Raw genomic sequence first — 12576 nt, forward strand, 5'->3', positions numbered from 1 at the left:
ATGAAAAAAATCCTTGCCGTACTTGCCCTGGTTGTGGTTCTGGGCCTGCCCGCGCTCACAGCAGGCGCCCAAGAGGCGCCCAAACCGGAGCGAACCGTGATTGAGGTGTTTGAGCGGGATGACTGCAGCCACTGCAGGGACTTTTTCGCATTTATTGATGATCTCGCGGCCGAGCGGGATGATTTTGTAGTGCGCTCGTATGATCTCTACACCCCGGAAGGAAAGACTTTTTTTGATGAAGCAACAAATGCGCTGCAACTTGTAAAAGGCACGCCCATCATCTACCTCAAAGGTACTATTATCCAAGGGTTTGACACCGCAGAAACCACGGGCGCGCAAATCACCGCGCTTCTTGACGCGAATGACCAAACAGCCTCCCTATCCTTGCGCGAAGTTGTTGACGCGGCTAAGAGCGGGAAAACCGACCAGCCCGTGCTCCCCTCGGGCGCGATCTGTGATGACAAAACGTTGTGCACAGTGCAAACCCCTGCCGCAACCGTGCGCATCCCGTTCACGGATAGAATAATTGATCCGGGCCAGTACTCCTTGCCCGTGCTCGCCGCGATCCTCGGAACCGTGGACGGATTCAATCCCTGCGCCATGTGGGTGCTCGTGATGTTCCTCGCGGCCCTGGTTGCCATCAATTGTGGCTGTATGCCTGGGATTTCATCGGGTTGGACCACATCGTCACTCCGCTCGTGGGGCTCGTTGCAATCGCTGCGGGGGCTTACTTTTTGCGTGAATTTCACCGCGGCGAGGTTGCCTGCAGCATCGCAAACCCGCAACAGCGCAAACGGATTTCGGAAAAAATCAAAGACTTCGCGAGCAAGCCCCTCACCATACTCGGCGCACTCGGCATCATCGCAATCGCATTTTCCGTGAACATCTTTGAGTTCGCGTGCTCCATCGGCATTCCCCAGACCTTCACCAAAATCCTGGATCTCGCAAACCTCTCCTGGGCAGCGAAGCAGCTCTACAACGCAATCTACATCCTGGGCTACATGCTGGATGATTTCATCGTGTTCGGCATTGCCTTGTATAGTTTTGAAAAAATCGGCGTCACGCAAAAATACTCGCGCATCTCCCACCTCATTGGCGGGTTACTGATGGCAGCGCTCGGCTTGATACTGCTCTTGAAACCCTCGCTGCTTGTACTGTAGCGCGTACCGGCTGAATTCATACACGCCGAAAAACAAAGCGCTGTACGCGACATAACCCGCGAATGAATTCCGAAAAAACGGAATCCCGGCGGCATATGACGCCATGAGCCCTACAACATCAGGCGAATACATGCCGCTCGCAGCCCAGACCGCCGCATTTGTGGTGAGATAGAAGATGACCGATGACGCAATGCTCGCGCCCAGCGCGGTCGTGAATGAGTAGCGCTGCCGTGCCGCGTAGGATGCGCCGAGCGTGAACGCGTAGGACGCGTACACCGTAGCCATGACCGAGAACTGGTACGGCCCGATGATAACATCAGAGAGAGCCAGGGCCGCGAGCGGAAGCCAGAGCCACTTCCGCGGAAGCAAAAATCCAAAAAACAGCATCAGGGAGCCCATTGGCGTAAAGTTCCACGGATGCGGGATGATGCGGCCGATAACCGCGAGCATGGCGGCGAACGCGCCAAAAAAAACCAGGTTTGTTTTATTCATAGTTCTTGAATAAGGATGAAGTGAATTTCCACATAATCACATCTCCGGGCCGCACCGCGTACGCGTCCGCCGCGACCTCGGCATATTTGTTGTTCACCCAGTACTGCCAGTACTTTTTGTCAGCGCCGTTCTCATAGCCGTTGATGTTCCCAATGAGGATGCCGAGGTCGCCATAGTCAGTTGCGGCCACGGAAAGCTCGCCCGATGCGGCGGCGGTCCGTTCCAGCAACGACCATACCGTATCTCCTTCGGCGACGGAACGATCAGAAAATCCGAGCAGCTCCGAGCCGGTGTCAATCATGATGCTGGTCGGTTGCTCGGTTTGCGCGTACTCGCCCCTCTCGCCGGTTGCGGATTGGCCATCAAACCCGAGCCCGAGCAAAAACCCGGCAACCAAGAATAGGATTCCGAGAACAAGAAACTTAATCTGCTTCATACAAAACTGATTTGATAATTATGGCCGTGGCTCTCGCCTTTCCGGCGGCGAATCAGGTATGCCGCAATGATAATCAACGTGCCGTCAACCGCGTATACCGCAACATGCCAAAGGTTCGGAAGCGTGATCGGCGCACGCGGCGTGGACGCTCCCGCAACACGCGGCGCAATGAACTCAAGGGGGATGCGGATGCCGCCCGCGACTTTCAGAGCCGAACCCTGGCGGCTGTCCAAAGAAACAATCGCAAGGTGTGTTTTTTGGGATTCCGCGGGCATACGAAACCGCAGCACCACGTCCTGCGACTCTCCGGGAGCCAGGCTAAACTGTGCCGGATTCATGCTCGCGCGTTCTCTGAACGCGCCAGGCACCGAAAGCCCATAGCGCTGGGGGATGGTGTCTGTGTTGGTGACCCGCACGCGGGACGTGGCCACTTCTCCGGTAATCCCTTGCACCGCAATGCGCGAAACATCAACCGAAGAGCTTCCGGCAAGCACGGCGGACGGAATGAGCAGCAGTATTGCAATGATCGCATGCTTCATACCTAATTCGCGCTATGCGCCCAAAAAATTAAGGTTCCGCTCTCTGCTCCGGCGCTTGCATAGGAGCCGGGCACGGATAGCGTGACGCCGACTGGCGCGTTCCTGTTCCCGGCAACGCTCTTCTGCCACTGGGGCGGAGCCACGTTATCCAAGGTCAGGTTGCCGGTGAACAGCGATGATCCGGACACAGATGCGGTAGTGATGATGCTTCCCGCGCTGCTGTTGGTAATCGTAGCCTGACGGGTTCCGGACTGGCCCGGAAGCAGGGTGCCGAAGTTCAAATCTCCGGACACGCCGAAGCTCACGCCGCCCGTAGGCGTTGATCCGGGCCCCGGGCTGCCGCCGGCGCCACTGCTGCCAATGGTCACCGAGAGCGGCAAACTTGCCTGCTCCGGAGCATCCCCGACGACAACGAGAATCGCGCCGCTGCGCACGCGGTTATCCGCTTCCGCAACCAAGTAGAAGGCACCCTCCTGATTCCAAACAAGACTGACCTGGCCCGCGGCATTGCTGGTGAATGACTCGCTGCCGCGTTTTAAGGTCGCGCCCGAGAACGGCTGCCATGAGCCGCTTGAGTACTCCTGCACAACCGCGGTTGTTGCGTCCCCTGCCGCGACTGATGAGACGTCATGCACCGCGCGCAGGGGTTTATCATCCCATGCTCCGTAGTACCAGACAAGCTCGTCTCCTTCGGACATAACGTAATCGCCTGCTCCGACTTGGGCCATTTCGTAGTTTGGCAGGTACGACCAGCCGTCCGGGCCAGCAGCTGCCTCGCCCGCGATGGTGGTAAGGTAGGGCCCGTACTGCGTATCTTGAATGACGTACGTATACCCGCACGGGCCCGCCGCGGACTTGATGACGTCAAGGCTGGTTCTGCCTTGCGCCTCTGTATCACAGATCGTTTCCGATTGGCCCTCAATGCGCAACGTAACGGTCGGAGGCGCGGCAATTGACGCGACCGGGTAGTATTTTCCGGCCATCGCTATTGCCGCGTAGGACGTGGAGACCAGCGTGAATAAATCAGCGCTTAAAGATTGCGCATCAAACAAAAAGTATCCACCCGCGTGCTGGCGCGCGTTCAAATAATCAACCGGCGTTTTCCCGGCCCGCGACCAAAAACTGACATCCTCTCCGAGCGCATACAGCGCGGACAGCGCCCAGGCGGTTGACGGCGTATTGGAAGCGCCTCCCAAAGCCAGGGGAAATCCGCCATCATCATTCTGGCTCGCAAGCAAATACTCCGAAGCCCCAAGAACCGCGTCATCGCTCGGCGCAACTCCGGCGGCAACAAGCGCCATGATGCCCATGGCCGTGTAATCAATGCTTGATTCAGTGGCACCAGCGGACCAATCCCATCCTCCGTCCGCAAGCTGGTTGGTTTTGAGGTAATTGACTGTCTGCACGACCAAGGAATCATTGGACGGAACGCCCGCTGCATGAAGCGCGAGCAGCCCAAAGATATCATCGCTCACCATGCTCGCATCTCCGATTTGTCCGTTGCTCGCTTTCTGGCGAAGCCCGTACACCAAGTTTTCGTTGCCAAATGAACGCGGGTCGCGGCCCAAGGCCGTGATTGCGAGAATATAGGTCGCATAATCATTGGCAGTACTCCCGTCCAGCGCCTTCAAAAATGAGGCATCAACGCCTCCTGCGCCGATGGCCGAGCGCGCCATGACTGACCAGTCGGTCTGCGGGTTAATGCCCGCGAGATAGGCCCCAACTTCCGGAGCGACCGCGGCGCGCGTGGAATCAAAAATCCCTGCCACCGGCAAAACCAGAAGCATGGCGGCTACAATATAGGAAGCGAGTGTTTTCATATAAAAATACCTGCTTCCTCAAGCAGGGTCTTTAATGGGCGCAAAACGCTCACTTCCTTACTCGAGGAACCGTCCGCCGAATCGGCGAACGACCTTTCAGTACTCGGACTCCCCGCCCTTGAGGCGGGTCACCGTTGCGGCACAGCGCCGGATTTGCACCGGACTTCCCTGAAAGGATTTATTTAATTGTTACGCAGTGTTACCTTACCACATCCGAGTTGCGATTCAAGCATACGGTTGTGGATAACGTTCCCCCATGGCCAACCGAACCTTTCTCGGCCATGGGGGGTCACGACAAGCATGAAAATACTAACACTTGGAATACCCGCAGCTCCGGCACAGTTGGCACCCTTCGCCCATTTCAAGCACGCCCCCGCACTGCGGGCACTCGGGCGCGTGGCCATGGTCCGCCATTGAGGTGGAAGCTGCGTGAGTGCCGTGCGCCGCGGCGCCATGATGCAAGGCAAGTTGGGTCTGCTCGCCCCTGATGTGGCGTTCCAGAACTTTTGCGATAGCGTCCGGAAGCGAAAGAATCTTGTCACCGTTCGTGCCGAAGCTGGGCATGGGCCCGCGGATGCCTTTGAGCTGGGTAATCACGGCTTCCGCAGCAATGCCGCTGCGCAAGGCAAGGGACGCAAGCCTGCACACGGCTTCCGATTTCGCGTTAAAGAATCCGCCTGCCTTGCCGATTTGCGCGAACACCTCAAACGGCGCGCCGTCCTCTCCTTCGTTCACGGTCACGTACAAGGAGCCGTACGCGGTCTTTACCTTGTATGTCTTTCCGCTCACCACCTCGGGCCGCGCCTTGGGCTCGCGGTGCGGCGTTGCTGCTTCGGTATGCGCCTGTTCCTGTTTTTTCGCGGATGCATCCAATGATTCAAGCACTGAAACATCACGGGAGTTCTCCCGAAAATAGGTTACGCCCTTGCACCCGAGCTCGTACGCTTTTAGGTATAACTCTTTCACGTCCTCGTGCGTATGGTTCTCGGGCGCGTTCACGGTCTTTGATATTGAGGCATCGGTGTACTTCTGGATGACTGCCTGCATGGTAACATGCTCCAAGGGAGTGAGCTGCTTGGCATTCACAAAGTAATCCGGAACCGGCTCCCCGGGGTGCTGTTCTAGGTACTCCTTATACATCTGGTGGTACACAATATGCTCGCCAATCCGGTCCTTTCGCTTAAACGAAAAATCGTACACCGGCTCAATGCCGGAAGAAACCCCTGCCAAGAGGCTCGTGGTTCCGGTCGGAGCCTGGGTTTGGAGAACGCCGTTGCGAATGCCATACTGCTCAATACTTGTCCGAATATCCTCGGGAAGGCGCTGAATGTAGACGCCCTGCAGGTACTTCTCTTTATCAAAATCCGGAAACGATCCTTTTTCGCGGGCAATCTCAACGGACGCGCGGTAGGATTCGTCCCGGATAAACCGGTACACCTGCTCCGCGAGCGCGAGAGCCTCGCCGCTGCCGTAGCGGACCTTGAGCTTAATGAGGAAATCCCCGAGCCCCATGGTGCCCAAGCCGGTCCGGCGCACGTTCATCTGCGCCCTGCGGTTCTCTTCGTACGCATACGGAGTCGCGTCCACCACGTTGTCCGCGAACCGCATGGCAATGCGGACTGCCTTTCCCAAAGCTTCCCAGTCAACCGTGTTGTCGTCTCTGGCGAACGGCACCAAATTGATGGCCCCTAAATTGCACACGCCCCACGCGGGCAAAGGCTGCTCCCCGCACGGGTTCACGCTGATGATGTCCTCAAAATACCAGGTATTGGATTCCTTATTGCAGCGCTCCATGAACACGCACCCGGGCTCTCCTGATGCGTGCGCTGATTCGGTGATGAGATCCCAGAGTTTCGCGGCTCTGACCGTCTTGAACACCTTACCGTCCCACTTGAGATCCCAATCCGCATCGCGCGCAACGGCGTCCATAAAGCGGTCCGAGACGCACACCGAGAGGTTGGCGTTCGTAATCTGGCCCATCTGGCGCTTGACGGTGATGAATTCCTCAACGTCCGGATGGTCGTCGTTGATCATGAGCATCAGGGCTCCTCTCCGGCTTCCGCCCTGCTCAATCAAGCCCGTCACGAACGAGTACAAAGCGCCGAACGAAACCGCGCCCGAAGCGCGCCCGTTCACGCCTTTTACGTACGCGCCGCGCGGGCGCAGTGAAGACAGGTTGACGCCCACCCCGCCGCCGCGCGCCATAATCTCCATCATAGTGGTGACGCTCTCCATGATGCCGCCCCGCGAATCTTCGGGGTACGGCAGCACGTAGCAGTTGTAGAACGTCACATCGGTCTTGGCGCCGGCTCCGGTTAAAATCCTGCCGGCAGGCACGAACTTGAACCCCTGCAAGGCCCAGTAGAACTTATCCTCCCACTCCTTTTGCGCGTCCGGCTTCTCAACCGCGGCAATGGTGCGGGCCACGCGGCGCCACATTTCCTCGGGAGCGAGCTCAAGCGGATTCCCGGCGCTGTCTTTGAGGCTGTAGCGGTCATTAAACACTTTCCTCCCGAGCTCGGTAAGTCCGTACGGCGTTTCCTCGGTCTTTTCCAGGACCACTTTTTTGTAAAAACCATTGATTGATTCAACCTCTCTGGCAGCCAAAGACTCCCCTGTTTTTACGGGAGCCACGGTGTAGTTTTGTTTTTGTTTTTGTTCGTCCATAGGCACAACTTAGTGTGTTGCTAAGATAGGCGCAAACACAATAGGTTGTGCTTGCACTGTGGATTATACCACTAGATATTGTGTTTGTTAAACATGCAAGGTTAGCCTAAAACAAACGCCGTGTGGATAAGTCAGGCTCCGGGCGCGCGGCGCGGGGACTGCGGAGGAATCGGCCCTATTCCGCCGCGCCACTCCGGCTCGGCAATGCCCCTCTGCTGGTTCAAAAACCGCGCCAACACGTACCAGTAGTCCGAGAGCCGATTCAGGTACTTGATAATGAGCGGATTGAACGGCCCCGCACCATGCGCATGCACCACGGAGCGCTCTGCCCGGCGGGTTATGGTCCGAATCCAGTAGGCCATGGCAGCCGCCGGGACGCCGCCGGGAAGCAAAAAGTGCTTCTGCGGGGAAAGCAGAGATTCAATGGCCGTAATCCGCTCCTCCAACAAAAAAACGTCAGCCTCGGCGATCCTTGGGATGTAGGAGCGCGACTCGTCCGGCGCATCCGGGGGAGTCGCGATTTCAGCGCCAATAGTAAAACACGCGGACTGCACAGCCCTTAGGTCATGCATAACCTGCTCTGACATGTCAGGGCGCGCCAAAAACAGCCCGATTGCGCTATTAAGCTCGTCAATGTCCCCGTTCGCGCATACGCCAGGGTCGTCTTTGGGAACCCGTGCCCCGCCGAACCGGCCTGTTTCGCCTTTGTCGCCTGTTTTAGTTACTACGCCCATACAAAAGGCGGAAATTTCTCCCGCCATCACAGTATAGGCTATTCAGGAGAATACATCAATTGTTTTCCCAAATCCCAAAATCTTGAATCCCGCTGCTCCTCTTTGAGCCAGTACCACCACTCAACTCCCCACACATAAATCTCCGAGAAGCCGGTTTTCCTGGCAAAATCAACAGTGGCCAAGGTCCGGCTGTAGTTCATGCTCTCAAACTGTTCCGCAAGCGGGGTGAGGGGGAGCGGGATCAGCGTCCAAGGCTCAAGCTGGAGTTCCGAGAGGAACACGCCATCAAGGTTTTTGTTGATTGCGCGGGTAAAAGCCGCACGCTTCTGGTAAAAGCCCGGGCGCAGGGGGTAGTAGAACCTGCCGAACATCGGATTGTCGGTCACGCGGTACAGGCTCACCCCCAAGCGGTCAACAGAGCGGGAAAGCGAGAGCCACCCCCCAAGCTCCCCGGAGTCAGTGGTGGCAATGGGACGGCCGTCCAGGGACCGCACAAGCTCTGCCTCGGCGCGAAACAGCCCTGTGGTTGGCGCGTGGCCATAACACTCCCCGAACAGGAACGTAGGCTCGTTTTCCACCTGCCAGAGAGCGATGTTTTCGTGGCGCTTGAGCTCGTTGACGGTGGCTTCAAGGAATCCGAGCACCAAGCCGTCCAGCTCCTCGTGCGGCGTGCCGTACACCCAGCCCGGATCATGGCACTCGGGCCAGCGCATGAGCTTCCTGCCCACGTTCAACGTGACAGTAGCCCCGCGTTTTTCGGCCTCATCAAGCATCCAGTGGATATCCGAAAAATCATACTCACCCTGGTTGCGCTCTACCTGGCTCCAGGGTACGGCGAGCCTTAAGCGCTTGGCGCGCATATCATCCAAGAGCGCGATGTAGACCTCTTTCCAATCAAGCCCCAAATCCTCTGCCTGCTGCGGGAAAAACGAAACCCCCCACGTGATGTCGCCCGGCTCCTCTACCCCCTCCCCGGACAAAAACCAAATCACAAACCCCACCAACAGCACAATGATTGCGGTGCCCGTGATTTTCAGCGTGCGTTTAAGATACTTCTGGCGCTTGAGTGGGTGCATGTGGCGCTACCGTTCAATGTCTCCTCTGAATAATTCTACCACAATGAGCGTAAGAATAGTGCCCGCGGCAAACACGCCCCAGAGCATCCCCCACTCCCGCGCGACCGCGCCTGACCAGATGGGGTACAATACCGCGGCTGACAAAACAAATGCGACATAGTAGTCAACCGGAAACGGGCCAAACCAGCGCTTGTGCCACCACACGTCATTCTTTGGCCTCCTGCGGATGACTCCATAGTGCGGATTGATGATAATCCAGAGGTAGTCCCACACTGCGCTGAAGACGAAGAACGTGGAAATTACCCAGAGCTCTCCGGCAAGAGACCACGCGCTTCCCGCAAAAAACGGGTAGTGCAGAAACAAGAGCACCAATCCGAATACGCCGATGTGGTAGCCCGTAAGCTCTTTGCCGCCCATTGCTTTACGGTAGAGCTTTGCATACCACTTTTCCCCGGGCTTCCAGGTGGGCAGCTTGCTCGCCCACCCGTGCTTGCCCTCAATCTGCACCTCAAGGAACGCGAGCAGGAGTGCGGTGATGAACAGATAGATTGCGTGGTTGAGCATGTTATTTTGTTTTAATGAGTTCAGCCGGGGTGATTCTCTTAACCCCGAGCTTGTCAAAATCTTTGTCGTATGAAATGAGAGTAAGATGGTTAATGGCAATCAAGTAATGCGCCCCTATCATGGCATCAATAAATTTGATGGAATGCGCCTCATACAGAGCCATGCCCCACTCAAAATAATACTGATCGACAATATGCAACTGGGGAAGCCTGGATATGCCATTCAGAGACCGCACCACTGCCTGCTTTGGCGTCTTATATACGTTCGCAAGCACCCAATTGATCTCTGCCATAACCAGTGTAGAAGTGTACGCCATCACATCGCTGTTTTTTATCAACGACAGTACGCGGGAACACTCTTGGTATGTTTTTTCGTCTTCTCTAATCAAGACGCGCAAGAAAATGTTTGAATCAATAAAGTACTCGCTAGAACCGTTCATAGTGCTTTTCGAAAAGCTCGCGAGCCTTGAGTGCGGAAATCACCTTTTTCGGTTTGAGAAATCCGGCTAAATCCAAAATATCTTCGGTGTGTTCTTTTTTCTTCTTTTTACCAAAAAGCGCGTGTGTATCCTTTGTCTCGCCGTGCAGGTACTCTTGGTACCCCTCATTGATCTGTTTTTTTATTTCCGGATCATGCATCTCTAAAATCTCATCCAGGTCCTCCATGCCAACAATCCCGGCGACCGGGATGCCGTCTTTTTCCAGCACAAAGTGCTCTTTGTTTACATGCGCACGGCGCACAATTTGGCCTAAATTAATTCTCGCTTTGGTGAGTGGTATGTGATGTACCATATAATGATTGATTAACATTGATTAACGTTAATAAGTATACCACAATCAACGACCTTGTCAAAAAAAATTAAAACGCGATTAATCCTATACCGATTGAAATCAACACAATAGCCGCGATCTTCTGTGCTAAGACGCCGCCGGTTAAGCGTTCTGACAATACCCGTGGAAACTTCTTTGACAATAACACAACCATGATAAGCAAGAATGCATACTGAACGCCCTGCATGGCATTGACCAGTGATACGGATGCGAGCGAAATCGCGTAATTGACCAGAACAAACCCCAAAGCGCCTGCCGCCTGGCCCGTGAAGAATAACACAGCAGTGGTGCCAGTCCCCTTTTGTTTGGGTTGATGAAATATGCCATAACGCGCCGAAGGAATCAGCAGAAATGATAAGGCCATCAAAAATCCGCCGATTCTGGACCACACAAACCCGGAGATGAACGCCTGTTCCAGGTACACCTGCTTGGTGATGACAAATGACGCCGCAAACACGAACGCGGCCATGACAGCATATGCATATCCTAAGGCTCTCCCGCGGCCGCGGCGCTCAAGCGTGATTAACACGCTGCCCGCGACCAAAGCCGCGAACGCGAGAATTTCAGTTTGGCCGAGCCGCTCGCCCAAAAAGAAATATGCCAGTACAAATGTGAATGCAGGCACAAACCCGCCTGTGAGCGGAACAACGCGCGAAGCTTCATTCTCTTTTAAGCCTGCAAAAAAGAACACCAGGGCAAGAATGAACGTGGCGCCCGCAACCAATGCACGTATAACTTCAACGCTTGACGGAATGACAACGCCGAATGGAATCAAAAACGGCGAAGGAATGCGCTTTGACGACAAGAGGAACTTGTCCATCAAAAACGCGAGCGCGTTCAGGAAATGCCCGGCTAAAACTATGGCAATCCAGTTCATGTGCCAAAAATAATTTTTTTAATATGTTCCACCCCGTCCCGGGGCACCTCCAAATACCCCTGTAGAGCGGCTTCCGCGAGCCAGCCGTTATCCAAATAATCCAAAAGCCACTCATGGCTGTACTTTGGATTTTCCTGTGTAATGCCCGCGCCAATCACCTCAAGCCAGTACCGGTTAAAAAACTCCTGTGAGCCGATGGGAGGAGCTATGACAATGGGAACCCCGAGGGCCGTATAGAACGAGAGTTCGCTCGGCTTGGTCCAGAGGATGTCTGTTTCGCGCAGGGCAAGGTTGAACTTGTGGAAGTATTCCTCTTTCCGGTCCGCAGAAATGATTTTGATGCCATGCCCCACGTAATCGTCCAGCCTGAACTCGCTGATGCTGCGCTTGAAGAACTCAAGCACGTCATTGTGAATGCCCGCAACCAAACACACCCCGATGCGCCCGGTTTTGATGTGCACGCTAAGGCTCTCAAGGATTTGGCACCCGAGCGCCCGCTGGGCGCCTGCGCCGCCGATTGCGAACATCACCCACACGCGCTTGTCTTCCCCGCCAACGGACGCAGGCTTTTTGCCGAGGAACTGCTCCAGGGTGTCCCCGTAGTTTTTGTGGAACGTGCCTGAAGGGTCCAGCACCCGAAGCCTGCGCCACAAATCTTTTTTGAGCACTGACTCATGGGGGCCGATGTTTTCCTCCGGAAGCGGAAACCCGGTGAGCGTGATGTTCTTCTCGGGCACGCCGTAGAGCTTGAGCCGCTCGCTCGCGCGCTTGGTGGGGGTTAAGTAGTGGATACGGCTCGCAGCCGGATCAAGAGGCGCCCAGGCGCGCGAAATGTCCGCATCCGTGACAATGCAGTAGATGTCTCCCGGGTACTCCCACACCTCGGCCATGAACGCCGGAATGAAAAACGTGGCAACAAGCGGGTGTGGGTCTTTTCCCAGCTTCTCAATGAGGTGCTTGCCCCACTGCTTGCGCTTGATGAGCGCATAGGTCTGCTTGAGCTGCAGGCTCGGGCGCGTGAGGTTGCGGCGCGGGTAGAAAAAATCAATGCGCTGGAACCGGTCAAACAGGTTCCACGCCCACTCGCCGATGAGGGGGATGTTTTTAAAGCGCGAAAACGCCTCATACACGGTGCGGGACTGCTGCCACCGCTTGCGGTCCGTCTCCGGAATGCCCGGGTACGCGTTTGCATTGATGACCTCTTGGTGATCAAGCTCCCGCAGGGGGTATGCCGCGCGCTGGTGGCCGTATCCCATATCAACCGCAACAATCCATGCCTGGTGCGCCTTGGTGTGTGTTTTTGTTTGAGGCATACGTCTAGACTGTCATCCCGAGCGAGCGTACTCGCGAGCCGAGGGATCTAGTCTGAATATTAAACAAA

At 55.8% G+C, this 12576-nt stretch carries 14 protein-coding genes and 1 riboswitch; of the genes, 2 read left to right on the forward strand and 12 right to left on the reverse strand.

The window, feature by feature from the left end; genetic code table 11:
• On the forward strand, positions 1-882 hold the full coding sequence (locus HYT31_01100) for a hypothetical protein (GenBank protein MBI2050387.1): 882 nt from the start codon (positions 1-3) through the stop codon (positions 880-882).
• Positions 879-1160, forward strand: a complete 282-nt coding sequence (locus HYT31_01105; protein ID MBI2050388.1) for a hypothetical protein — start codon at positions 879-881, stop codon at positions 1158-1160. Before HYT31_01100 ends, HYT31_01105 begins: the two co-directional genes overlap by 4 nt.
• Here the strand turns inward: HYT31_01105 and HYT31_01110 are convergent.
• From HYT31_01110 to HYT31_01165, 12 genes are all read right to left on the reverse strand, one after another.
• The gene (locus tag HYT31_01110) at positions 1101-1652 is read right to left on the reverse strand and encodes a hypothetical protein (GenBank protein MBI2050389.1); all 552 of its coding nucleotides are present in this window, start codon (positions 1650-1652) and stop codon (positions 1101-1103) included. The two genes, HYT31_01105 and HYT31_01110, sit on opposite strands and share 60 nt — an antisense overlap.
• Entirely contained in the window at positions 1645-2088 is a 444-nt protein-coding gene (locus tag HYT31_01115) for a DUF4430 domain-containing protein (protein MBI2050390.1), read from the reverse strand. The genes HYT31_01110 and HYT31_01115 overlap by 8 nt, the downstream gene beginning before the upstream one ends.
• Positions 2085-2627, reverse strand: coding sequence for a hypothetical protein (locus HYT31_01120; protein ID MBI2050391.1), 543 nt, complete (start codon positions 2625-2627; stop codon positions 2085-2087). The genes HYT31_01115 and HYT31_01120 overlap by 4 nt, the downstream gene beginning before the upstream one ends.
• A 2-nt stretch (positions 2628-2629) precedes the next feature.
• Positions 2630-4447, reverse strand: coding sequence for a DUF4430 domain-containing protein (locus HYT31_01125; protein ID MBI2050392.1), 1818 nt, complete (start codon positions 4445-4447; stop codon positions 2630-2632).
• 99 nt (positions 4448-4546) lie between these two features.
• Positions 4547-4615: riboswitch (cobalamin riboswitch) on the reverse strand.
• A 141-nt stretch (positions 4616-4756) separates the two neighbouring features.
• Positions 4757-7114 carry an adenosylcobalamin-dependent ribonucleoside-diphosphate reductase gene (locus HYT31_01130; GenBank protein ID MBI2050393.1) on the reverse strand — a complete coding sequence of 786 codons (2358 nt, stop codon included), beginning with the start codon at positions 7112-7114 and terminating at the stop codon, positions 4757-4759.
• 131 nt (positions 7115-7245) lie between these two features.
• On the reverse strand, positions 7246-7848 hold the full coding sequence (locus tag HYT31_01135; protein ID MBI2050394.1) for a cob(I)yrinic acid a,c-diamide adenosyltransferase: 603 nt from the start codon (positions 7846-7848) through the stop codon (positions 7246-7248).
• 38 nt (positions 7849-7886) lie between these two features.
• Complete coding sequence (locus HYT31_01140) at positions 7887-8924, reverse strand: hypothetical protein (GenBank protein MBI2050395.1); 1038 nt, start codon at positions 8922-8924, stop codon at positions 7887-7889.
• A gap of 6 nt (positions 8925-8930) precedes the next feature.
• Positions 8931-9488: a hypothetical protein gene (locus HYT31_01145; protein ID MBI2050396.1), complete on the reverse strand. Its 558-nt coding sequence runs from the start codon at positions 9486-9488 to the stop codon at positions 8931-8933.
• Position 9489: 1 nt separating this feature from the next.
• A complete protein-coding gene (locus tag HYT31_01150; GenBank protein ID MBI2050397.1) occupies positions 9490-9927 on the reverse strand; it encodes a PIN domain-containing protein in 438 nt (145 codons plus the stop codon).
• Positions 9914-10279 carry a type II toxin-antitoxin system Phd/YefM family antitoxin gene (locus tag HYT31_01155; GenBank protein MBI2050398.1) on the reverse strand — a complete coding sequence of 122 codons (366 nt, stop codon included), beginning with the start codon at positions 10277-10279 and terminating at the stop codon, positions 9914-9916. The genes HYT31_01150 and HYT31_01155 overlap by 14 nt, the downstream gene beginning before the upstream one ends.
• A 67-nt stretch (positions 10280-10346) precedes the next feature.
• On the reverse strand, positions 10347-11195 hold the full coding sequence (locus HYT31_01160; protein MBI2050399.1) for an EamA family transporter: 849 nt from the start codon (positions 11193-11195) through the stop codon (positions 10347-10349).
• Positions 11192-12508, reverse strand: a complete 1317-nt coding sequence (locus tag HYT31_01165; GenBank protein MBI2050400.1) for a hypothetical protein — start codon at positions 12506-12508, stop codon at positions 11192-11194. The genes HYT31_01160 and HYT31_01165 overlap by 4 nt, the downstream gene beginning before the upstream one ends.
• Positions 12509-12576 lie beyond the last annotated feature (68 nt).

The organism is Parcubacteria group bacterium, assembly GCA_016181765.1.
In the GTDB taxonomy this organism is placed as follows: Bacteria; Patescibacteriota; Patescibacteriia; order UBA2169; family UBA2169; genus CG10-46-32.

Coding starts and splice junctions, on each gene's coding strand:
- HYT31_01145 (MBI2050396.1), bottom strand. CDS start 9,488: ATGCTCAACCACGCAATCTATCTGTTCATCACCGCACTCCTGCTCGCG.
- HYT31_01120 (MBI2050391.1), bottom strand. CDS start 2,627: ATGAAGCATGCGATCATTGCAATACTGCTGCTCATTCCGTCCGCCGTG.
- HYT31_01165 (MBI2050400.1), bottom strand. CDS start 12,508: ATGCCTCAAACAAAAACACACACCAAGGCGCACCAGGCATGGATTGTT.
- HYT31_01160 (MBI2050399.1), bottom strand. CDS start 11,195: ATGAACTGGATTGCCATAGTTTTAGCCGGGCATTTCCTGAACGCGCTC.
- HYT31_01130 (MBI2050393.1), bottom strand. CDS start 7,114: ATGGACGAACAAAAACAAAAACAAAACTACACCGTGGCTCCCGTAAAA.
- HYT31_01110 (MBI2050389.1), bottom strand. CDS start 1,652: ATGAATAAAACAAACCTGGTTTTTTTTGGCGCGTTCGCCGCCATGCTC.
- HYT31_01140 (MBI2050395.1), bottom strand. CDS start 8,924: ATGCACCCACTCAAGCGCCAGAAGTATCTTAAACGCACGCTGAAAATC.
- HYT31_01150 (MBI2050397.1), bottom strand. CDS start 9,927: ATGAACGGTTCTAGCGAGTACTTTATTGATTCAAACATTTTCTTGCGC.
- HYT31_01155 (MBI2050398.1), bottom strand. CDS start 10,279: ATGGTACATCACATACCACTCACCAAAGCGAGAATTAATTTAGGCCAA.
- HYT31_01135 (MBI2050394.1), bottom strand. CDS start 7,848: ATGGGCGTAGTAACTAAAACAGGCGACAAAGGCGAAACAGGCCGGTTC.
- HYT31_01115 (MBI2050390.1), bottom strand. CDS start 2,088: ATGAAGCAGATTAAGTTTCTTGTTCTCGGAATCCTATTCTTGGTTGCC.
- HYT31_01100 (MBI2050387.1), top strand. CDS start 1: ATGAAAAAAATCCTTGCCGTACTTGCCCTGGTTGTGGTTCTGGGCCTG.
- HYT31_01125 (MBI2050392.1), bottom strand. CDS start 4,447: ATGAAAACACTCGCTTCCTATATTGTAGCCGCCATGCTTCTGGTTTTG.